This window comes from Pseudomonas sp. PDM03 (genome assembly GCF_014852385.1).
GTDB lineage: Bacteria > Pseudomonadota > Gammaproteobacteria > Pseudomonadales > Pseudomonadaceae > Aquipseudomonas > Aquipseudomonas migulae.
The window spans coordinates 58685-80052 of record NZ_JACVBM010000009.1; the positions used below are offsets into that span (position 1 = coordinate 58685).

Genomic DNA, 21368 nt, shown 5'->3' on the forward strand with positions numbered 1-21368 from the left:
TGAACGGGCTGGCTTACTTGAGCGCTGCCGCGTAGATATCTGGCTTGAAGCCAATCAGGGTTCGGTCACCGAGATCGAGCACCGGGCGCTTGATCATCGAGGGTTGTGCGAGCATCAGTTCGATGGCTTTCGGCTGGTCGAGATCGGCTTTGCGTTCGTCGTCGAGCTTGCGAAAGGTCGTGCCTGCACGGTTCAACACCACTTGCCAGCCGTGCTCGTCGCACCATTGGCTCAGGTGTTCACGGTCGATTCCGACCGCTTTGTAATCATGAAAGTCATAGCTGACAGCGTGTTCATCGAGCCAGGTGCGCGCCTTTTTCATGGTGTCGCAGGCTTTGATGCCGAAAAGGTGCAACGTTTTGCTTGAATCGGTCAAGGAATTGCCCCCTTTACAGGTGCTGGAAAAAAAAGGTGACGGATTATGCCATGACCGTCCGGTTAAAACGCAAAACCCTGTAGGAGCCGAGCTTGCTCGCGAAAGCGGCCTGACATTCAACATTGATAGTGGCTGACCTGCCGCTTTCGCGAGCAAGCTCGGCTCCTACAGGGTTTGGGTTTTTTCGAGGCTGGCGACAGCCTGCGACATTGGTACAACGGTCAACCCGCAGTCTAAGCGGCTAATATGGCACTTCAATGCTGTCGATTGTCCGGGAACCGCGCTTTATGCAAACCGCCTACACCGTCCTGATCCTGTTGATGCTGGTCAGTGTTTCGCGCCTGGTCGGACGCGTGATCCCGTTGCCATTGCCGCTGGTGCAAATCGGTGCCGGCGCCTTGCTGGCCTGGCCGACGCTCGGTTTGCACGTCGCCCTGGACCCGGAATTGTTTCTGTTTTTGTTTCTGCCGCCGCTGTTGTTCTCCGACGGCTGGCGCATGCCCAAGCGCGAGCTTTGGCGACTGCGGGGGCCGATCCTGACCTTGGCGGTCGGCCTGGTGCTGTTTACCGTCGTCGGTGCGGGTTACTTCATCCACTGGTTGTTGCCGAGCATTCCGCTACCGGTGGCTTTTGCCCTGGCGGCGGTGTTGTCGCCAACGGATGCCGTGGCCGTCTCGGCGATCTCTCAAAACCGTCTGCCGACGCCGCTGATGCACATGCTGCAGGGCGAGGCGCTGATGAATGACGCGTCGGGCCTGGTGACCTTCAAGTTCGCTCTGGTCGCCGCGGTGACGGGGGTGTTCTCGCTGGCCAACGCCAGCCTGACGTTCGTGTTGGTGGCAGTCGGTGGCCTGGCGGTCGGTGTTGCGTTGAGTTGGCTGGTCGGGCGTTTGCGCTCGTGGATGATTGCTCGCGGTTGGGATGATCCGGCGACTCACGTCGTCTTCATGTTGTTGCTGCCGTTTGCGGCTTACGTGCTGGCCGAACGCCTGGGGGGCTCGGGGATTCTGTCTGCCGTGGCGGCCGGGATGATGCAGAGCTGGCTCGATCTGCTGCCGCGCCAGACCAGCACCCGACTGCTCAACCGCAGCGTCTGGTCACTGCTGGAGTTCGCGTTTAACGGGCTGATCTTCCTGCTGCTGGGATTGCAGTTGCCGGACATCATCAAAGCCGTGGCCAGCCACGAAACTTCGTTGTGGCCAACGCTGCTCTATCGTTGCCTCGACGTGGTGGCGATTTTCCTGGTGTTGGTGGTGTTGCGATTTGTCTGGGTGCAGAGCATCTGGCGATTGTCGGGGCTGCTGCGTCGCTGGCGCGGCAAGGGCGAAATGACGCAAGTGCCGACGGCGCGCTCCTGTTGGTTGTTGACCGTCGGCGGGGTGCGCGGTGCGGTGACGCTGGCAGGTGTGTTGTCAGTGCCGATACTGATGGGGAATAAGGCGTTTCCTGAGCGCGATCTGCTGATTTTCATCGCGGCCGGGGTCATTCTGCTGTCGCTGATTGCGGCGTGTATTGCATTGCCAATGTTGCTTCGCGGCATCGAGAAGAGTCCTGATGACAAACGTCGCAGTGAAGTGCGCGACGCCTGGCGCAAGACCGCCGAAGCTGCCATTCATGCGCTCGAAACCGAAGAGGCCAATCCGCAGGACGCCGCCCAGGCAGCGCTCGCTGTCGAACTCAAGGCGCGGATCATGTCCGAGTATCGGCATCAACTGGAGGTGTTCAACGATTCGGCGGAAGCCCAGGCGCTGGCGTTTCAGATGGACCTGTTGGAACGGCGCCTGCGCTTGAAGGCGCTGCGAGCGCAACGCCTGGAGTTGTATAAGCTCAGCCGTCACCACCAGATTGGTGATGACGTGTTGCGCGAGGTGCTCGGAGAGCTTGATTTGAGTGAAGCCAATCTTGGGCGCGTAACTTAGGTGACCGACTCATTAAATCTTCAAGTGGTCAGGGTGTTAATGACTGAAGTGTTACTTGTTGAGGTAAACACTATCGTCCTGTTTTGGGTATATTTTGCGCATTAGTCGACGATCGTTTTGGCTGATAGTAGTGTTTTTTTCGATAGACCAATCACCTGAAGTCATATCGTTGTGAATCTCATAGTGCATGATTGATTTCGGGTCGTAAGGGGGGAGTTGTGTGGTTGCTGTATCCAGTGTTCTGAAAAAGTTGTGATCGACTTCCTCTTTGGACCAGTTATGTCTGGTCAGGTAATAGTGGTACATGAATGGTTTGTTCCATGGGATATCGGCTTTGGGATGTTGGTGTTCATGCTCCATCCCGAGTGCATGGCCGAACTCATGCAAGACGGTACTTTCAAACCCCGGATGTGTCAGCTCGGTACCGATGTTCATCGTATTCTCGCCAGGCCCGCGTAGCGTGGCATCGGTGCCAATGGCTGAATAGTTCGCAGGCGGCTCCATGGTGATTCTAATATCGCCTTCAGCATCGCTTGCGAACTCCAGTTTCAGGTTGATGGAGGGCTGCCACTGCTTGATGGCTGCTATCGCGGCTTGGCGGTGTGCATCGGAGGGAGGGTTGATAAAGGCGATTTTAAGCGTCCTGTGACTGGCCCAGAACTTACTATGAGTGGCGACGCCACGTTTTTGTCTGCCTCCACTGGAAGAAGTGTTTCTGTTGTCGGAGTTTTCATTAATGGCCGCGTCATAAGACGCTTGTTCGTCAAAGCTGCTGATAATTTTACATGGGTGTGTGTCAGGCATTGTTGTTCTCCTTGGTAGAACTCTAAAGTTGTTGATGGATTGAGGTTCTAGCGGAGGTTAGTTTGAAGTTTGGTTTGGCGTAAAGTTGGTATTTATTAATTGCTGTTGCACAGATCATTGAAGCCTGCACTGCGTTGCACAGTGCAGGCAAGTTTCATTTTATTTGTGGCGAGTTATAAAGGCGCGGATGCGTTCAGCGGCTTCCACACACTCAGCCAGTGGCGCAACCAGCGCCATGCGCACCCGACCGGCACCCGGATTCGCGCCGTCAACGTCACGGGACAGATAAGAGCCAGGCACCACGGTCACATGTTCTTCGACGAACAGATCGCGGCAGAACGCCTCGTCATCACCTTCAACATTCGGCCACAGGTAAAAACCGCCATCCGGGCGCTGCACGTCCATCACCGGGCCGAGGATTTCCAGCACCGCGTCATACTTCTCGCGATACAGCGCACGGTTGGCGCGCACATGCACTTCGTCATTCCAGGCAGCAACGCTGGCCAGTTGAGTCTGAACCGGCATCGCGCAGCCGTGGTAGGTGCGGTACAGCAGGAAGCCTTTGAGAATCTCGGCATCACCCGCCACGAAACCCGAACGCAGGCCTGGCAGGTTGGAGCGCTTGGACAGGCTGTGGAACACCACGCAGCGTTTGAAGTCTTTGCGGCCCAGTTCCGCGCAGGCACTGAGCAGGCCGGCGGGCGGGGTTTGTTCGTTGAAATACAGTTCGCTGTAGCACTCGTCCGCAGCGATCACGAAGTCGTGCTCGTCGGCCAGGGCGATCAGCTTTTTCAGGGTTTCGACCGGGATCAACGCGCCGGTCGGGTTGCCCGGCGAGCACAGGAACAGGATCTGGCAACGCTTCCAGATGTCCGGGGAAACGGCATCGAAATCCGGATTGAAGCCATTCTCGTCCAGGCACGGCAGGTAATGCGGCTTGGCGCCGGCGAGGAACGCGGCACCTTCATAGATCTGATAGAACGGGTTCGGGCTGACCACCAGGGCGTCGTCGCCACGGTTGACCACGGTCTGGGTGAACGCGAACAGCGCTTCGCGGGTGCCGTTGACCGGCAGTACGTTGCGCGCCGGGTCGAGCCAGCCGTTCGGTACGTTGAAGCGGCGTTCGCACCACGCGGCGATGGCTTCACGCAGGGCCGCAATGCCGAGGGTGGTCGGATAGACGGCCATCTGGTCCAGATTGCTTGCCAGGGCTTCGGCGACAAAGCTTGGCGAACGGTGCTTCGGCTCGCCGATGGACAGCGCGATAGGGCGCTTGTCCGGGTTTGGCGTGACGCTGCCGAGCAGGGCGCGGAGCTTCTCGAACGGGTAAGGCTGCAACTGGGACAGAGCGTTGTTCATCGGTAGATCTCGTTCAATGTGAACACCTGCATTCTGTAGGAGCCGGCTTGCTGGCGATTGCATCACTCCGGTGTGACTGACACACCGAGGCGATGCCATCGCCAGCAAGCCGGCTCCTACAAAGGACAGGTCTCCACAGGGGGAAATTTGTTAATTCAGATACTGATTCGCGACAGTTTGATATCGGGTTCCTGGCTGACACTGAGCTGTTCGACGATCGCATCCTGCAAACGGCTGCACAACAGTGGGTCAGACAACGGTTGGTTGTTGGCGTCGGTAATGAAGAACACGTCTTCCACGCGCTCGCCGAGCGTGGCGATCTTGGCGTTCTGCAGCGACAGGTCGAATTCCAGAAAAATCGTGCCGATCCGCGCCAGCAAGCCTGGGCGATCCGGTGCGCTGAGCTCCAGCACCGTCACCGGGCGCTGGGCGTCGTTGTGGATCGTCACCTGAGGTGCAAACGCGAAATGCTTGAGCTGGCGCGGTACGCGACGCTGGATGATCGTCGGGTAATTGTCCGGGTTGCGCAGGGCTTCGGTCAGGCCTTCGCGGATCTGTTTGACCCGCGCCGGGTTATCGCCGATCGAGTCGCCGTCGGTGTCGAGCACGATGTAGGTGTCGAGGGTGAACTGGCTGCTGGAGGTGATGACCCGGGCGTCGTGAATGTTCAGGTTGAGCTGGTCCATCGCAGCCACGGTCACGGCGAAGAAGTCGTGCTGGTCCGGCGCGTAGATGAAGATTTGCGTACCGCCCTCGAACTCGCGCTGGGTGGTTTCCTTGATCAGCACCAGCGGGCCGCCATCGGCCGGCTGCTGGAGGATCGCATCGGTGTGCCAGGCCACATCGCCGGCGGTGTGACGCAGGAAATAGTCATCGCCCAGTTGCGACCACAACTGCTCGACGTCGTCGGGGTCGTTGCCGCCGCGTACCAGAATGTCCAGGGCGGCGCTCTGGGTCTGGCGGATCTGCATTTCGCGATCCACCGGGTTTTCCAGGCCGCGACGCAACGCACGCTTGGTCTCGGTGTAGAGCTGGCGCAGCAGGCTGGCGCGCCAGGAGTTCCACAGCGTCGGGTTGGTGGCGTTGATGTCGGCGACCGTCAGCACGTACAGGTAATCCAGGCGGGTTTCGTCACCGACGATCTGCGCGAAATCATGGATCACCTGCGGGTCGGACAAGTCCTTGCGCTGGGCGGTGGTCGACATCACCAGGTGGTTCTGCACCAGCCACACGATCAGGCGGCTGTCCCAGATTGGCAATTGATGGCGCTGGCAAAAGGCTTCGGCGTCCACTGCGCCAATTTCCGAGTGATCGCCATGCCGGCCCTTGCCGATGTCGTGGTACAGGCCGGCGAGATAGATCAGCTCGGGCTTGGGCAGCTTGCCCATGAGCTTGCTGGCCAGCGGGAATTTTTCCGACACTTGCGTGTACTGCAACTTACGCAGGTGCTTGATCAGGTTCAGGGTGTGCGCGTCGACCGTATAGATGTGAAACAGGTCGTGCTGCATCTGTCCGACAATGAAGCCGAACTCCGGCAAATAGCGCCCGAGGATGCCGTAACGGTTCATCCGCCGCAGGTTACGGTGAATGCCGATCTTGCACTTGAACAGTTCGATGAACAGGCTGGTATTGCGAATGTCGTTGCGGAAATCGTCGTCGATCAGGTGCCGGTTTTCCCGCAGCAGACGAATGGTGTCGGCGCGTACGCCCTTGATTTCCGGCTGCTGGGCCATCAGCACGAAGATTTCGAGCATGGCGAACGGCGTGCGGCGGAACACGTTGTCGTTGCGCGCCTCGATGTAGCCATCGTGCAACTGGAAACGCGAGTTGATCGGCTGCGGCGGCGCTTCGTCTTCGGGCGCGAGAATGACTTCCTCGAAGTGCTGGATGATCAGGTCGCTGAGCTGGGCGATGCTCATGACCACCCGGTAATACTGCTGCATGAAGTTTTCGATGGCTTGCTTGGCGTCATCGCCCTTGAACCCTAGCAGGCCGGCAATCGAACGCTGGTGGTCGAACAGCAAGCGGTCTTCCGAGCGGCCGGCGAGCATGTGCAGCGCGTAGCGGACTTTCCACAGGAATTCCTGGGATGAAGCCAGCAAGGCGTTTTCGCTCTCGACCAGAAACCCTTCGCCGGCCAATGCCCGCAGGTTCAGGGTGCCGTATTCGCGACGGGCGACCCACAGAATCGTCTGAATATCCCGTAGTCCGCCGGGCGAGCCTTTGACGTTGGGTTCCAGGTTGTATTCGGTGTCGTTGTACTTGTGATGACGGGCCTTTTGCTCGGCGCGCTTGGCCAGGAAGAACTCCTTGCTCGGCCACATGTGCGCAGTGCTGGTGACGTCGAGCATGCGCTGGCGCAAACTCTCGGGGCCGCAGATGGTGCGGCTTTCCATCAGGTTGGTGACAACCGTCAGGTCGGCGCGGGCTTCAACGGCGCATTCTTCAACCGAGCGAACGCTCTGACCGACTTCCAGGCCGATGTCCCACAACAACGTCAGAAAACGCTCGATGGAATCGCGGAAAACTTCGTGGTCGGCGCTGTCCAGCAGGATCAGCAAATCAATATCGGAATAAGGGTGCAATTCCCCGCGACCGTAGCCGCCGACCGCGACCAGCGCGATGTCGGCATCTTCACTCCAGTTGAACTGCTCCCAGGCCTTTTGCAGGATATTGTCGACGAACCACGCACGATCCTCGATCAGCCGGCGAATCTCCCGGCCGCTGCGAAAGCGCTCGTCGAGCACCTCGCGCGCCTGGCGGATGGCCTTCTTGAAGGCCGCGATCGGGCTGGCCTTCAGGGCCAGTTCAGCCTGGAACTGGCCACGGTCGAAGAGTTCGGGATCCACCTGCGGCATCGATTGGCTTTCCTATCTATAAGGCTGAGAGCTGTGCGGACCGGATCAGGCCGAAACGCGCGGGATGGTGTCGTCGCTGCGCAGGGTGAAGATCTCGTAACCGGTTTCGGTCACTGCCAGGGTGTGTTCCCACTGGGCCGAGAGCTTGCGGTCCTTGGTGATCGCGGTCCAGCCATCGCCCAACACCTTGGTGTCGGCCTTGCCCTGGTTGATCATCGGCTCGATGGTGAAGGTCATGCCCGCTTTCAGTTCCATGCCGGTGCCGGCGCGGCCGTAGTGCAGGATCTGCGGCTCTTCGTGGAACACCTTGCCAATGCCGTGGCCGCAGAACTCGCGAACCACCGAGAAGCCGTTCTTTTCAGCGTGCTTCTGGATCACTTCACCGATGTCGCCCAGGCGGCAGCCGGGTTTGACGATTTCGATGGCCTTGTACATGCATTCCTGGGTCACTTGCGACAGGCGCTCGGCCCAGACCGGCACGGTGCCGACGTGGAACATGCGGCTGGTGTCGCCGTGGTAGCCGTCTTTGATGACGGTGACGTCGATGTTCAGCGTGTCGCCGTCCTTCAATGGCTTCTCGTTCGGGATGCCGTGGCAGACCACGTGGTTGATCGAGGTGCAGATCGACTTCGGATAGCCTTTGTAGTTGAGCGGGGCAGGGATGGCCTGCTGCACATTGACGATGTAGTCGTGGCAGATGCGGTCCAGCTCTTCAGTGGTGACGCCTGGCTTGACATGTTCAGCAATCATTTCCAGCACATCGGCGGCCAGTTTGCCGGCGACACGCATTTTTGCGATGTCCTCCGGGGTTTTGAGGGTGACGGTCATACAGGCTCTCTCTACGCTCGATGGCGCTTGTCAAAACGGAATGGGCAGTGTGCGATCAATCTTTGCCGCCCTGAAAAACGCGATTCTAACAGACGAACAGCGCAAATCTGAGCCTCTGTACATCGCTTCTCTCTATAGATAGGCGCATTCTTGAGCGATTCCAAGGGCGCGGATAAAGGCGCGCGTCAGGAATTGAGAATCCGGGTTCCGTTTTTGCGAGCCTTGTGATATAAAATGCGCCGCTTTCCGGGGATACCCCGAAAGGCTTAAATCCACACACGTGTCGACACGATGACCTGGGTGCCTTCAGCTGATGCTGCTGGTTGGTCATTGGGATACGTGGAGGCCAAACCCGACTTATTAAGGAACTATCATGTCCCAAGTCAACATGCGCGATATGCTGAAGGCCGGTGTGCACTTCGGTCACCAGACCCGTTACTGGAACCCGAAAATGGGTAAATACATTTTCGGCGCGCGTAACAAGATCCACATCATCAACCTTGAAAAAACCCTGCCAATGTTCAACGAAGCTCTGACTTTCGTAGAGCGTCTGGCCCAGGGCAAAAACAAGATTCTGTTCGTCGGCACCAAGCGTTCCGCTGGCAAGATCGTTGCTGAAGAAGCAGCACGTTGCGGTTCGCCGTACGTCGATCACCGCTGGTTGGGCGGCATGCTGACCAACTTCAAAACCATCCGTGCTTCCATCAAGCGTCTGCGTGACCTTGAAGTACAAGCCGAAGACGGTACTTTCGCCAAGCTGACCAAGAAAGAAGCGCTGATGCGCTCCCGTGACCTGGAAAAGCTGGATCGTTCCCTCGGTGGTATCAAGGACATGGGCGGTCTGCCAGACGCTCTGTTCGTTATCGACGTTGATCACGAGCGCATCGCGATCACCGAAGCCAACAAGCTGGGCATCCCGGTTATCGGCGTAGTCGATACCAACAGCAGCCCGGAAGGCGTTGACTACATCATCCCAGGCAACGATGACGCAATCCGCGCTATCCAGCTGTACATGGGTTCGATGGCTGACGCAGTAATCCGCGGTCGCAACCACGTTGCTGGCGGCACCGAGCAGTTCGTTGAAGAAGCTCCGGCAGCTGCAGCTGAGTAACTGACGCCTTGGCGTTGACTCAGTAAGCAAAAAGGGGGCTTGGCCCCCTTTTTGCCACCTCGAAAACCATTTGTCCGGTGGCGCATTTACATCATTTGTAACTTGCAGCTGCTAACAAGGGTGGTTCGGGAAGAATTGAACGCCCGTTCGATCGGGTGGAATGGTTGAAAACCTATCCAAGAGGAATTTTGAAATGGCAGAGATTACTGCAGCGTTGGTCAAAGAACTGCGCGAGCGTACTGGCGAAGGCATGATGGACTGCAAAAAGGCCTTGACCAAGGCTGGCGGCGACATCGAAAAAGCCATTGATGACATGCGTGCTTCGGGCGCCATCAAGGCTGCCAAGAAAGCAGGCAACGTGGCTGCTGAAGGCGCTATCGCTCTGAAAGAAGACGGTAAATCCGCTGTTCTGCTGGAAGTGAACTCGCAGACCGACTTCCTGGCTCTGCAGGACGACTTCAAGGCATTTGTTGCTGCCAGCATTGAAAAAGCGTTCGCCGACAAGCTGACTGACGTCGCTCCGCTGATCGAAGCTCAAGAAGCTGCTCGCCTGGTACTGGTCGGCAAGGTTGGCGAAAACGTCAACATCCGTCGCCTGGTTCGCGTTGAAGGTGATGTTGTTGGTGGTTACCTGCACGGCAACAAAATCGGTGTTGCGGTTGTTCTGAAGGGCGGCGACGTTGAGCTGGCCAAAGACATCGCTATGCACGTAGCGGCCAGCAACCCTGAGTTCCTGCTGCCATCGGAAGTTTCTGCTGAAGCTATCGAGCGCGAAAAAGCCGTGTTCCTGCAGCTGAACGAAGAAAAAATCAAAGGCAAGCCAGAAAACATTGTTGAGAACATGGTCAAAGGCCGTATCAGCAAGTTCCTGGCTGAAGCAAGCCTGGTTGAGCAGGCGTTCGTCAAGAACCCTGAAATCAAGGTTGGCGAACTGGCCAAGAAAGCCGGTGCAGAAATCGTTTCTTTCACCTACTTCAAAGTAGGCGAAGGCATCGAGAAGCCGGTCGACAACTTCGCTGAAGAAGTTGCTGCCCAGCTGGCTGCCGCCAAGCAATAAGACGGTTTTTTAACTGTCGCCCTGAAGAGGCTGCCCGCTTACGCGCGCAGCCTCTTTTCAGATGGGGCACCAATTTTTAATTGGTTTCCTTTTGGAACTGGCTTACAAAGCCATGTTCCGATGGCGCTGAAGCAGCGCCAAGCTAGAGTGAACGCCAGCTGTAAACAGCTCGCAAAGAATTTTTAAAATACGCCGCAGGAGAGATTCGCAATGGCTCAGCAGGGCAGTGGTTATCAGGCTCGCTATAAACGCATTCTACTCAAGCTTAGCGGCGAGGCCCTGATGGGCTCGGAAGAGTTCGGGATCGATCCGAAAGTTCTGGACCGCATGGCGCTGGAAGTCGGCCAACTGGTCGGCATCGGCGTCCAGGTCGGCCTGGTGATCGGCGGCGGCAACCTGTTCCGTGGTGCAGCGCTGAGCGCGGCCGGCATGGATCGGGTCACCGGCGACCACATGGGTATGCTGGCCACCGTGATGAATGCCTTGGCCATGCGCGACGCGCTGGAACGTGCCAATATCTCGGCCATCGTGATGTCGGCGATTTCCATGGTTGGCGTGACTGATCACTACGATCGTCGCAAAGCCATGCGCCACCTGAACGCCAAGGAAGTCGTGATCTTCGCGGCCGGTACCGGCAATCCGTTCTTCACCACGGATTCGGCAGCCTGCCTGCGAGCAATCGAAATCGATGCCGATGTCGTGCTGAAAGCGACCAAGGTCGATGGCGTCTACACCGCCGATCCATTCAAAGACCCGCATGCCGAGAAGTTCGATCATCTGACCTACGATGAAGTGCTGGATCGCAAGCTGGGTGTTATGGATCTGACCGCCATTTGCCTGTGCCGCGACCACAAGATGCCGTTGCGCGTATTTAACATGAACAAACCCGGCGCCCTGCTGAACATCGTGCATGGCGGCGCTGAAGGGACCCTGATCGAGGAAGGCCAACAATGATCAACGAAATCAAGAAAGACGCTAAAGAGCGTATGCAAAAATCCGTCGAGTCGCTGATGCACAACTTCGGCCGTATTCGTACTGGCCAGGCGCACCCAAGCATTCTCGAAGGCGTGATGGTGCCGTACTACGGTTCCGACACCCCGATCAAGCAAGTCGCCAACATCACCGTCAAAGACGCCCGTACCCTGCAAGTGGTCGCTTTCGAGCGCAACATGCTGGGCGCCGTCGACAAGGCCATCGGCAGTGCTGGTCTGAACCTCAACCCGACCAACCTGGGTGAGTTGCTGCTGATCTCCATGCCGGCCCTGACCGAAGAAACCCGCAAGGGCTTCACCAAGCAGGCTCGTGATGTCGCTGAAGATGCCCGTGTTGCCGTGCGCAACATCCGTCGTGATGCGAACAGCCAGCTCAAGGATCTGGTCAAGGAAAAGGAAATCAGTGAAGACGAAGAGCGTCGCGCCACTGGTGAAATTGATGATCTGACCAAAAAGTACGTGGCTGAAATCGACGCGAATTTGGCGCAGAAAGAAAAAGACCTGATGGCCGTATAAGGGTCGCGTTTTCATGGAAAAGACCAAGCAGTCAGTGCCGTCCGCGGTGCCGCGTCATGTCGCGATCATCATGGATGGCAATAATCGCTGGGCGAAAAAACGCTTTATGCCAGGTGTCGCCGGGCATAAAGCGGGTGTGGACGCAGTTCGTGCAGTGATCGAGGTGTGTGCCGAGGCCAAGGTCGAGGTATTGACCCTGTTCGCCTTCTCCAGCGAGAACTGGCAGCGGCCGGCCGATGAAGTCAGTGCCTTGATGGATCTGTTCTTCAAGGCGTTACGTCGTGAGGCCAAGCGCCTCAACGACAACAACATCAGTCTGCGCATCATTGGCGACCGTTCGCGTTTCCATCCGGAGCTCCAGGCTGCGATGCGTGAAGCGGAAGCGATGACCGCGGGCACCAATCGCTTCGTTCTGCAGATCGCCGCCAACTACGGCGGTCAATGGGACATCGCGCAAGCCGCACAGCGTCTGGCGCGGGAAGTTCAGGCCGGGCATCTGCGTCCGGAAGACATCACCCCGGAACTGTTGCAAACCTGCCTGGCCACTGGCGATCTGCCGTTGCCGGACTTGTGCATCCGTACCGGTGGCGAGCACCGCATCAGCAACTTCCTGCTGTGGCAACTGGCCTACGCCGAGTTGTACTTCTCCGACCTGTTCTGGCCGGACTTCAAACACGACGCCATGCGCACCGCGCTGGCCGATTTCGCTTCTCGCCAGCGCCGCTTCGGTAAAACGAGCGAGCAGGTCGAGGCTGGGGCCCGGGTTTAATGCTCAAACAACGAATCATCACCGCGCTGATCCTGTTGCCGATCGCCTTGTGCGGGTTTTTCCTGCTCGAAGGCTCCGGTTTCGCGCTGTTCATCGGGCTGGTCGTGACCCTCGGTGCCTGGGAATGGGCGCGTCTGGCGGGCTTCACTGAGCAGCCGATCCGCGTTGCCTATGCTGCAGTCGTCGCGTTGATGCTGTTTGTCATGCATATCCTGCCGGGCCTGGCACCTTGGGTGCTGGGCGCTTCGGTGCTGTGGTGGGGCGTGGCGACGTACCTGGTGTTGACGTATCCGCGTTCGAGCGAGCGTTGGTCCAGTGCGGCGACCAAATTGGTGATTGGCTTGTTGATTCTCCTGCCGGCCTGGCAAGGTCTGGTGCAGATCAAACAATACCCATTGGGCAACTGGTTGATCATGGCCGTCATGGTGCTGGTCTGGGGTGCCGACATCGGTGCTTACTTTTCCGGTCGGGCCTTCGGCAAGCGCAAGCTGGCACCGCAGGTCAGTCCCGGCAAGAGCTGGGAAGGCGTGTATGGCGGTCTGGCGCTGAGCCTGGTCATCACCGTCATTGTCGGCCTGGTTCGCGACTGGACGGTTGCCGAGCTTTTCAAAGGGTTGATCGGTGCCGCAATTATCGTGTTCATCTCGGTAGTGGGTGACCTCACCGAAAGCATGTTCAAGCGCCAGTCCGGGATCAAGGACAGTAGCAATCTGCTTCCCGGCCACGGTGGTGTACTCGATCGCATCGACAGCCTGACGGCAGCGATCCCGGTGTTCGCGGTGTTGTTGTGGATGGCGGCACCGTGAGCCGCCCTCAACAGATTACCGTTCTGGGGGCTACCGGCTCGATCGGCCTGAGCACGCTCGACGTTATTGCCCGTCATCCCGAGCGTTATCAGGTGTTCGCCTTGAGCGGTTTCACTCGTCTGAGTGAGTTGTTCGCGTTGTGCGTCCGTCATACGCCACGGTTCGCCGTTGTGCCAGAGCAGGGCGCTGCCCGAGGCTTGCAGGACGACTTGCGTGCGGCCGGGTTGTCGACCCGCGTTCTGGTGGGGGAGGAGGGGCTGTGTCAGGTCGCCGCCGATCCTGAAGTCGACGCTGTCATGGCCGCTATTGTCGGCGCGGCGGGCTTGCGCCCGACGCTGGCGGCGGTCGAGGCCGGCAAGAAAATACTCCTGGCCAACAAAGAAGCACTGGTGATGTCCGGTGCGTTGTTCATGCAGGCCGTGCGTAAAAGCGGTTCGGTGCTGCTGCCGATCGACAGCGAGCACAACGCGATTTTCCAGTGCATGCCGCAGGATTTCGCTCGTGGGCTGGGTGCGGTCGGTGTCCGTCGGATCTTGCTGACAGCTTCAGGCGGTCCTTTCCGGCAGACGCCTATGGCTGAGCTGGTGCATGTAACCCCTGATCAGGCGTGTGCCCATCCGAACTGGTCCATGGGGCGCAAGATTTCGGTAGATTCGGCCAGCATGATGAACAAAGGCCTCGAACTGATCGAAGCCTGCTGGCTGTTTGATGCCAAGCCATCGCAAGTCGAAGTGGTGATTCACCCGCAGAGCGTGATTCATTCGCTTGTCGATTACATCGATGGTTCGGTCCTGGCGCAGTTGGGTAATCCTGACATGCGTACGCCTATTGCCAATGCGCTGGCCTGGCCGGAACGTATCGATTCGGGTGTCGCACCGCTGGATCTGTTTGCCATTGCGCGCCTGGATTTCCAGGCTCCCGATGAAGAGCGTTTCCCATGCCTGCGCCTGGCGCGTCAGGCCGCAGAGGCTGGCAATAGCGCGCCAGCCATGCTTAATGCGGCAAATGAAGTGGCTGTCGCGGCCTTTCTCGACGGGCGGGTTCGCTATCTGGAAATCGCGAGTATCATCGAAGAAGTGTTAAATCTCGAGCCCGTGGTTGCGGTGGATGATCTCGAGGCGGTGTTCACGGCTGACGCGAAAGCGCGAGTACTGGCCGGGCAGTGGTTGAGTCGTCACGGGCGGTAAGTGCTGCAATACGTTGGCCCATGCAGCACCGGATAAGTTGCGGAGAAAGTAGATGAGCGCGCTCTATATGATTGTCGGCACCCTGGTAGCCCTGGGCGTGCTGGTCACTTTCCACGAATTCGGCCATTTCTGGGTCGCACGTCGCTGTGGAGTCAAAGTGCTGCGTTTCTCCGTGGGCTTCGGTATGCCGTTGCTGCGCTGGCACGACAAGAAAGGCACTGAATTCGTGATTGCCGCCATCCCGCTGGGTGGCTACGTGAAAATGCTCGACGAGCGCGAAGGTGAAGTGCCGGCCGATCAGCTCGATCAATCCTTCAATCGCAAATCCGTCCGTCAGCGCATTGCTATCGTGTCGGCGGGGCCGATTGCCAACTTCTTGCTGGCGATGATTTTTTTCTGGGTGCTCGCCATGCTTGGCAGCGAGCAGGTGCGGCCAGTCATCGGCGCCGTTGAATCCGGCAGTATCGCCGCCAGGGCGGGGCTGAGTGCAGGTCAGGAAATTGTTGCCATTGATGGTGAGCCGACTTCGGGCTGGGGCGCCGTAAATCTGCAACTGGTTCGCCGTCTTGGTGAGAGCGGCTCCCTTCAGTTGCTGGTCCGTGAACAGGGTTCCACAGCGGATTCGCCGCGTGAGCTGGTGCTGGATAAATGGCTCAAGGGCGCTGACGAGCCGGATCCGATTCGCTCGCTGGGTATTCGCCCATGGCGTCCGGCGTTGCCGCCGGTGCTGGCGGAGCTCGATCCGAAAGGCCCGGCGCAGGCTGCCGGCCTGAAAACCGGTGACCGGTTGTTGGCCCTGGATGGCAAGGCGCTCGATGACTGGCAACAAGTGGTCGATATCGTCCGTATTCATCCTGATACCAAAATCATGCTGCGCGTCGAGCGCGATGGTGCTCAAATCGACGTCCCTGTGACGCTCGCTGCTCGCGGCGAGAAAAAGTCGCCCAGTGGTTATCTCGGCGCCGGGGTGAAGGCGATCGATTGGCCGCCGGAGATGATTCGCGAGGTCAGTTACGGTCCTTTGGCCGCGATTGGCGAGGGGGCTCGACGCACCTGGACCATGAGCATACTGACCCTCGATTCGCTCAAGAAAATGTTGTTCGGTGAGCTCTCGGTAAAAAACTTGAGTGGACCGATAACCATTGCTAAAGTGGCGGGCGCTTCTGCCCAGTCGGGCGTCGCTGATTTCCTGAATTTCCTTGCTTATCTGAGTATTAGCCTGGGTGTTCTGAATTTGTTGCCCATTCCGGTACTGGATGGGGGGCATTTGTTGTTTTATCTGATTGAGTGGGCGCGTGGTCGCCCCTTGTCGGATCGGGTGCAGGGTTGGGGGATACAGATCGGCATCAGTTTGGTGGTCGGGGTGATGTTGCTCGCTCTGGTCAATGATTTGGGTCGTCTGTAACACTTCGCTGAATTGCGAATCTGCCGCATTTTGCGGCAGTTTGTTTATTGCCAGTTGGAATAAGAAAGGACTTCATGAAACGTCTGCTGCTAACTGCGGTTCTCACCGTATTGATGATCGCCGAAGTTCACGCCGAGTCCTTCACTATCTCTGATATTCGCGTCAATGGCCTCCAGCGGGTCTCCGCGGGGAGCGTCTTTGGTGCCTTGCCGTTGAACGTCGGTGAACAGGCGGATGATCGTCGCCTGGTGGAATCCACTCGTGCGCTGTTCAAAACCGGGTTCTTTCAAGATATCCAGCTGGGCCGTGATGGCAACGTCCTGGTCATTACGGTAGTCGAGCGTCCGTCCGTCGCCAGTATCGAGATCGAGGGTAACAAGGCGATCTCCACTGAAGACCTGATGAAGGGCCTCAAACAATCCGGTCTGGCCGAAGGCGAGATCTTCCAGCGCGCCACCCTTGAAGGTGTTCGTAACGAGCTGCAGCGCCAGTACGTCGCTCAGGGCCGCTACTCGGCTACCGTTGACACCGAAGTGGTGCCGCAGCCGCGTAACCGCGTCGGCCTCAAGGTCAATATCAACGAAGGCACCGTTGCAGCTATCCAACACATCAACGTGGTGGGTAACACGGTCTTCCCTGATGAGGACCTGATCGACCTGTTCGAACTCAAGACCACCAACTGGTTGTCGTTCTTCAAGAACGACGACAAGTACGCTCGTGAAAAACTGTCCGGTGACCTGGAGCGTCTGCGTTCCTACTACCTGGACCGTGGCTATATCAACATGGATATCGCTTCGACCCAGGTGTCCATCACCCCGGACAAGAAACACGTCTACATCACCGTCAACGTCAACGAAGGCGAGAAGTACACCGTTCGTGACGTCAAGCTGAGCGGCGACCTGAAAGTTCCTGAAGACCAGGTCAAGTCCCTGTTGCTGGTGCAGAAAGGCCAGGTGTTCTCGCGCAAGCTGATGACCACCACGTCCGAACTGATTACCCGCCGCCTGGGTAACGAGGGTTACACCTTCGCCAACGTCAACGGCGTACCTCAGCCGCATGATGAAGACCACACCGTCGATATCACTTTCGCGGTCGATCCGGGCAAGCGTGCTTACGTTAACCGCATCAACTTCCGTGGCAACACCAAGTCCGAAGACGAAGTGCTGCGTCGTGAAATGCGTCAGATGGAAGGTGGCTGGGCTTCGACTTACCTGATCGACCAATCCAAGACCCGTCTTGAGCGTCTGGGCTTCTTCAAGGAAGTCAACGTCGAAACCCCGGCTGTACCGGGTGTCGATGACCAGGTTGACGTGAACTACAGCGTTGAAGAACAAGCGTCCGGTTCGATTACCGCCAGCGTCGGCTTTGCACAGAGTGCTGGTCTGATCCTCGGTGGTTCGATCACCCAGAACAACTTCCTCGGTACCGGTAACAAGGTCAGCGTTGGCTTGACCCGCAGTGAATACCAGAGCCGCTATAACTTCGGTTATGTCGACCCGTACTGGACTGCTGACGGTGTGAGCCTGGGTTACAACGCGTTCTATCGCACCACTGACTACAAAGACCTCGACGTCGACGTCGCCAGCTATGCGGTAGACAGCTACGGTGCCGGCGCGAGCGTCGGTTATCCGATCAGCGAGACTTCGCGTCTGACCTTCGGTCTGACTGCGCAACAGGACAAGATCAAGACTGGCCTGTACACCGTTGACGAAATCTTCGACTTCGTTAACAAGGAAGGCGACAGCTACCTGAACTTCAAGGCTTCGGCCGGTTGGTCCGAGTCGACCCTGAACAAAGGTGTGCTGGCGACCCGTGGTCATTCGCAAAGCCTTGTGCTGGAAACCACGACCCCAGGCAGCGACCTGTCGTTCTTCAAACTCGACTACCGTGGCCAGTTGTTCCAGCCGTTGACCGAAAACTACACCATGCGCCTGCATACCGAACTGGGTTATGGCGATGGCTACGGTTCGACCGATGGCTTGCCGTTCTATGAAAACTACTATGCTGGTGGTTTCAACTCGGTTCGTGGCTTCAAGGACAGCACCCTGGGTCCTCGCAGTACTCCAAGTACCGGCAAGAACCCTGGCACTGCGCTCGATCCGGACCAGGATCCGCTGCCGTTCGGTGGTAACGTCCTGATCCAGGGCGGTGTGGAGGTTCTTTTCCCTCTGCCGTTCGTCAAGGATCAGCGTTCCCTGCGCACCTCGGTATTCTGGGACGTGGGTAACGTGTTCGACTCGCAGTGCAAGTCGACCACCAATGCCGATGGTTCCAAGTCCAATACACAGTGCAACGACATCAGCCTGAGCAACATGGCCAGCTCTGTCGGTGTAGGCGTGACATGGGTTACCGCACTGGGTCCTCTGAGTTTCGCGTTGGCCATGCCGATCAAGAAACCGGATGAGGCTGAAACTCAAGTGTTCCAATTCTCCCTCGGCCAGACGTTCTAAGCGTCTGACCCAAGATAACGACAATGGATTTTGTAGGAGTGCATCGTGCGTAAGTTGACTCAATTGGTTCTCCTGGCGACCGTACTGGTAGCAGGCCCGGCTTTTGCCGACATGAAAATTGCCGTTCTGAACTATCAAATGGCTTTGCTGGAATCCGATGCGGCCAAGAAGTACGCCGTGGATGCCGAGAAGAAGTTCGGCCCGCAACTGACCAAGCTCAAGACGCTGGAAAGCAGCGCCAAGGGTATTCAGGATCGTCTGATGGCTGGCGGCGACAAGATGCAGCAAGGCGAGCGTGAGCGTCTGGAACTTGAATTCAAGCAAAAGGCCCGTGACTTCCAGTTCCAGTCCAAGGAATTGAACGAAGCCAAAGCCGTTGCCGACCGTGAAATGCTGAAGCAGCTCAAGCCGAAACTGGACAGCGCTGTGGAAGAAGTCATCAAGAAAGGTGCTTTTGACCTGGTCTTCGAGCGTGGCGCAGTGATTGATGTCAAACCTCAGTACGACATCACTCGCCAGGTTATCGAGCGCATGAATCAGCTGAAGTAATCCATGACAGCGACCATAAAACTCGGCCAGTTGGCCGAGTTCCTCGGCGCCACCCTACGTGGCGACCCAGAGAAGGAAATTACTGGGCTAGCCACTTTGCAAGAGGCTGGCCCAGCTCAGTTGAGCTTTCTGGCAAATCCTCAATACCGCAAATACCTGGCTGACAGCCGGGCTGCAGCACTGTTGCTGAAAGCCGCTGACGCTGAAGGTTTTGCCGGGAATGCATTGGTCGTACCTGATCCGTACGCCGCCTACGCTCGTGTTTCCCACCTGTTCGATCCCAAGCCCAAGGCGGCTGCCGGCATTCATCCGACCGCAGTGATTGCGGCGGACGCGGTGGTTGATCCAGCGGCGAGCATCGGTGCCTTTGTGGTCATCGAGAGCGGGGCGCGAATTGATGCAGGTACGACCATCGGCGCGCATTGCTTCATCGGCGCTCGTAGCGTTATCGGCGAAGGTGGCTGGCTCGCACCGCGCGTCACGCTGTATCACGACGTGCGTATCGGCAAGCGGGTGGTAATTCAGTCCGGTGCAGTATTGGGTGGCGAAGGCTTCGGCTTTGCCAACGAGAAAGGCATCTGGCAGAAAATCGCCCAGATCGGTGGCGTTCTGGTCGGTGACGATGTGGAGATCGGCGTGAATACTGCCATCGACCGCGGTGCACTGGCCGATACCATTCTTGGTAATGGCGTCAAGCTCGACAATCAGATTCAGATCGCCCACAACGTTCAGGTCGGTGATCACACTGCCATGGCGGCGTGCGTGGGGATTTCCGGCAGCACCAAAATCGGCAAGCATTGCATGCTCGCCGGTGGCGTAGGGCTGGTGGGACATATCGAAATTTGCGACAAGGTTTTCATCACCGGAATGACCATGGTGACCCACTCGATTACCGAGCCGGGCTCCTATTCTTCCGGTACGGCCATGCAACCGGCTGCCGAATGGCGCAAAAGCGCGGCACGTATCCGTCAGCTCGATGACATCGCGCGGCGGCTGCGACAGCTGGAAAAGCGAGTAGGGGAAGTGACCCCTGACGGTATTGCTTCATCAGATGGCTGATACCATTTCCATATCAAGTGTGCACAGCCGCTAGACTGCCTCCTTGATTTGCTAGAGGAGCGCGCGTCAGTCGCGCGTTCCCAATCTTTACATAGGCTTCCCCCCGAAATGATGGACATCAACGAGATTCGCGAATACCTGCCTCACCGTTACCCGTTCCTGCTGGTGGACCGGGTCGTGGATCTGGATGTGGAAGGCAAGCGCATTCGCGCCTACAAGAATGTCAGCATCAACGAACCGTTCTTCAATGGTCACTTCCCTGCGCATCCAATCATGCCGGGCGTACTGATCATCGAAGCGATGGCTCAGGCTGCCGGGATCCTTGGTTTCAAGATGCTGGACGTGAAGCCGGCTGATGGCACCCTGTACTACTTCGTAGGCTCCGACAAACTGCGTTTCCGTCAGCCGGTCAAGCCTGGCGACCAGTTGATCCTTGAAGCCACGTTCATCAGCTGCAAGCGCAAGATCTGGAAGTTCGAATGCCAGGCATCGGTAGATGGCAAGCCGGTCTGCTCGGCCGAGATCATCTGTGCGGAACAAAAAGTATGAGTTTGATTGACCCTCGCGCAATCATCGATCCGACGGCCATTCTGGCCGACGACGTCGAGGTCGGCCCTTGGTCGATCGTCGGCGCTGGTGTGGAAATCGGCGAGGGGACAGTGATCGGGCCGCATGTGATTCTCAAAGGCCCGACCCGAATCGGTAAGCACAACCGCATCTACCAGTTTTCTTCGGTAGGCGAAGACACGCCCGATCTGAAATACAAGGGTGAAGAAACCCGTCTGGTCATCGGTGACCACAACGTCATCCGTGAAGGCGTGACCATTCACCGCGGGACCATTCAGGACCGTTCCGAAACGACCCTGGGCGATCACAATCTGATCATGGCCTACGCTCACATCGGCCACGACAGCGTCATCGGCAACCATTGCATCCTGGTCAACAACACCGCGTTGGCGGGCCATGTGCATGTTGAAGACTGGGCGATCCTGTCCGGTTTTACCCTGGTTCACCAGTATTGCCACATCGGCGCCCACAGCTTTTCCGGTATGGGTACCGCCATTGGCAAGGACGTTCCAGCGTACGTCACGGTGTTCGGCAACCCGGCCGAAGCTCGCAGCATGAACTTCGAAGGCATGCGCCGTCGTGGTTTCAGCGAAGACGCGATCCACGCCCTGCGCCGTGCCTACAAGGTGGTTTATCGCCAGGGCCTCACGGTTGAGCAGGCACTCGCGGAGCTGGCCGAGCCTTCGGAGCAGTTTCCGGAAGTTGCGGTGTTCCGTGACTCCATCCAGTCTTCGACCCGCGGCATCACACGTTAAT

19 protein-coding genes are annotated in these 21368 nt (G+C 57.9%); 14 read left to right on the forward strand and 5 right to left on the reverse strand.

The features are described from left to right. Nucleotides 1-13: 13 nt before the first annotated feature. A complete protein-coding gene (locus IB254_RS14900) occupies nt 14-376 on the reverse strand; it encodes an ArsC family reductase (protein ID WP_008039388.1) in 363 nt (120 codons plus the stop codon). A gap of 287 nt (nt 377-663) precedes the next feature. On the opposite strand from IB254_RS14900, the gene IB254_RS14905 reads away from it, so the two are divergent. Beyond that, nucleotides 664-2295 (forward strand): Na+/H+ antiporter, encoded by a 1632-nt coding sequence (locus tag IB254_RS14905; RefSeq protein WP_192417906.1) that lies wholly within the window; start codon nt 664-666, stop codon nt 2293-2295. Between the two features lie 51 nt (nt 2296-2346). Here the strand turns inward: IB254_RS14905 and IB254_RS14910 are convergent, their stop codons facing one another. From IB254_RS14910 to map, 4 genes are all read right to left on the reverse strand, one after another. Next, a complete protein-coding gene (locus IB254_RS14910) occupies nt 2347-3099 on the reverse strand; it encodes a M12 family metallopeptidase (RefSeq protein WP_192417907.1) in 753 nt (250 codons plus the stop codon). Nucleotides 3100-3258: 159 nt separating this feature from the next. Beyond that, nucleotides 3259-4458 carry a succinyldiaminopimelate transaminase gene (gene dapC, locus IB254_RS14915; protein WP_192417908.1) on the reverse strand — a complete coding sequence of 400 codons (1200 nt, stop codon included), beginning with the start codon at nt 4456-4458 and terminating at the stop codon, nt 3259-3261. A 155-nt stretch (nt 4459-4613) separates the two neighbouring features. Further along, nucleotides 4614-7316, reverse strand: coding sequence for a [protein-PII] uridylyltransferase (locus IB254_RS14920; RefSeq protein WP_192417909.1), 2703 nt, complete (start codon nt 7314-7316; stop codon nt 4614-4616). A gap of 45 nt (nt 7317-7361) precedes the next feature. Further along, a complete protein-coding gene (map, locus tag IB254_RS14925) occupies nt 7362-8144 on the reverse strand; it encodes a type I methionyl aminopeptidase (protein ID WP_008028962.1) in 783 nt (260 codons plus the stop codon). 373 nt (nt 8145-8517) lie between these two features. On the opposite strand from map, the gene rpsB reads away from it, so the two are divergent. From rpsB to lpxA, 13 genes are all read left to right on the forward strand, one after another. Further along, the gene (gene rpsB, locus IB254_RS14930; RefSeq protein ID WP_008028964.1) at nt 8518-9255 is read left to right on the forward strand and encodes a 30S ribosomal protein S2; all 738 of its coding nucleotides are present in this window, start codon (nt 8518-8520) and stop codon (nt 9253-9255) included. A gap of 193 nt (nt 9256-9448) precedes the next feature. Beyond that, the gene (gene tsf / locus IB254_RS14935; protein WP_192417910.1) at nt 9449-10312 is read left to right on the forward strand and encodes a translation elongation factor Ts; all 864 of its coding nucleotides are present in this window, start codon (nt 9449-9451) and stop codon (nt 10310-10312) included. A 210-nt stretch (nt 10313-10522) separates the two neighbouring features. After that, nucleotides 10523-11266, forward strand: a complete 744-nt coding sequence (gene pyrH / locus IB254_RS14940; protein ID WP_003172271.1) for a UMP kinase — start codon at nt 10523-10525, stop codon at nt 11264-11266. Beyond that, a complete protein-coding gene (frr, locus tag IB254_RS14945; RefSeq protein ID WP_008028968.1) occupies nt 11263-11820 on the forward strand; it encodes a ribosome recycling factor in 558 nt (185 codons plus the stop codon). Before pyrH ends, frr begins: the two co-directional genes overlap by 4 nt. Before the next feature lie 13 nt (nt 11821-11833). Next, nucleotides 11834-12589 (forward strand): polyprenyl diphosphate synthase, encoded by a 756-nt coding sequence (uppS, locus tag IB254_RS14950; RefSeq protein WP_008039394.1) that lies wholly within the window; start codon nt 11834-11836, stop codon nt 12587-12589. Further along, on the forward strand, nt 12589-13395 hold the full coding sequence (locus tag IB254_RS14955; RefSeq protein WP_008028973.1) for a phosphatidate cytidylyltransferase: 807 nt from the start codon (nt 12589-12591) through the stop codon (nt 13393-13395). The genes uppS and IB254_RS14955 overlap by 1 nt, the downstream gene beginning before the upstream one ends. Continuing rightward, a complete protein-coding gene (ispC, locus tag IB254_RS14960; protein WP_008028975.1) occupies nt 13392-14582 on the forward strand; it encodes a 1-deoxy-D-xylulose-5-phosphate reductoisomerase in 1191 nt (396 codons plus the stop codon). The genes IB254_RS14955 and ispC overlap by 4 nt, the downstream gene beginning before the upstream one ends. 52 nt (nt 14583-14634) lie before the next feature. Further along, complete coding sequence (gene rseP / locus IB254_RS14965; RefSeq protein WP_008039401.1) at nt 14635-15987, forward strand: sigma E protease regulator RseP; 1353 nt, start codon at nt 14635-14637, stop codon at nt 15985-15987. Between the two features lie 74 nt (nt 15988-16061). After that, entirely contained in the window at nt 16062-18437 is a 2376-nt protein-coding gene (bamA, locus tag IB254_RS14970) for an outer membrane protein assembly factor BamA (RefSeq protein ID WP_008039402.1), read from the forward strand. Between the two features lie 45 nt (nt 18438-18482). Then, complete coding sequence (locus IB254_RS14975) at nt 18483-18986, forward strand: OmpH family outer membrane protein (protein WP_008028980.1); 504 nt, start codon at nt 18483-18485, stop codon at nt 18984-18986. A 3-nt stretch (nt 18987-18989) separates the two neighbouring features. Then, nucleotides 18990-20045: a UDP-3-O-(3-hydroxymyristoyl)glucosamine N-acyltransferase gene (gene lpxD, locus IB254_RS14980; RefSeq protein WP_192417911.1), complete on the forward strand. Its 1056-nt coding sequence runs from the start codon at nt 18990-18992 to the stop codon at nt 20043-20045. A gap of 108 nt (nt 20046-20153) precedes the next feature. Next, on the forward strand, nt 20154-20594 hold the full coding sequence (gene fabZ, locus IB254_RS14985) for a 3-hydroxyacyl-ACP dehydratase FabZ (protein WP_008028982.1): 441 nt from the start codon (nt 20154-20156) through the stop codon (nt 20592-20594). Next, nucleotides 20591-21367: an acyl-ACP--UDP-N-acetylglucosamine O-acyltransferase gene (gene lpxA / locus IB254_RS14990; RefSeq protein WP_008039405.1), complete on the forward strand. Its 777-nt coding sequence runs from the start codon at nt 20591-20593 to the stop codon at nt 21365-21367. Before fabZ ends, lpxA begins: the two co-directional genes overlap by 4 nt. Nucleotide 21368 lies beyond the last annotated feature (1 nt).

Bases quoted from the DNA above. Each gene is read 5' to 3' on its own strand.
- map (WP_008028962.1), bottom strand. From the start codon at position 8,144: ATGACCGTCACCCTCAAAACCCCGGAGGACATCGCAAAAATGCGTGTC.
- frr (WP_008028968.1), top strand. From the start codon at position 11,263: ATGATCAACGAAATCAAGAAAGACGCTAAAGAGCGTATGCAAAAATCC.
- uppS (WP_008039394.1), top strand. From the start codon at position 11,834: ATGGAAAAGACCAAGCAGTCAGTGCCGTCCGCGGTGCCGCGTCATGTC.
- bamA (WP_008039402.1), top strand. From the start codon at position 16,062: ATGAAACGTCTGCTGCTAACTGCGGTTCTCACCGTATTGATGATCGCC.
- pyrH (WP_003172271.1), top strand. From the start codon at position 10,523: ATGGCTCAGCAGGGCAGTGGTTATCAGGCTCGCTATAAACGCATTCTA.
- lpxA (WP_008039405.1), top strand. From the start codon at position 20,591: ATGAGTTTGATTGACCCTCGCGCAATCATCGATCCGACGGCCATTCTG.
- IB254_RS14920 (WP_192417909.1), bottom strand. From the start codon at position 7,316: ATGCCGCAGGTGGATCCCGAACTCTTCGACCGTGGCCAGTTCCAGGCT.
- dapC (WP_192417908.1), bottom strand. From the start codon at position 4,458: ATGAACAACGCTCTGTCCCAGTTGCAGCCTTACCCGTTCGAGAAGCTC.
- IB254_RS14955 (WP_008028973.1), top strand. From the start codon at position 12,589: ATGCTCAAACAACGAATCATCACCGCGCTGATCCTGTTGCCGATCGCC.
- lpxD (WP_192417911.1), top strand. From the start codon at position 18,990: ATGACAGCGACCATAAAACTCGGCCAGTTGGCCGAGTTCCTCGGCGCC.
- IB254_RS14910 (WP_192417907.1), bottom strand. From the start codon at position 3,099: ATGCCTGACACACACCCATGTAAAATTATCAGCAGCTTTGACGAACAA.
- fabZ (WP_008028982.1), top strand. From the start codon at position 20,154: ATGATGGACATCAACGAGATTCGCGAATACCTGCCTCACCGTTACCCG.
- rpsB (WP_008028964.1), top strand. From the start codon at position 8,518: ATGTCCCAAGTCAACATGCGCGATATGCTGAAGGCCGGTGTGCACTTC.
- IB254_RS14905 (WP_192417906.1), top strand. From the start codon at position 664: ATGCAAACCGCCTACACCGTCCTGATCCTGTTGATGCTGGTCAGTGTT.
- rseP (WP_008039401.1), top strand. From the start codon at position 14,635: ATGAGCGCGCTCTATATGATTGTCGGCACCCTGGTAGCCCTGGGCGTG.
- tsf (WP_192417910.1), top strand. From the start codon at position 9,449: ATGGCAGAGATTACTGCAGCGTTGGTCAAAGAACTGCGCGAGCGTACT.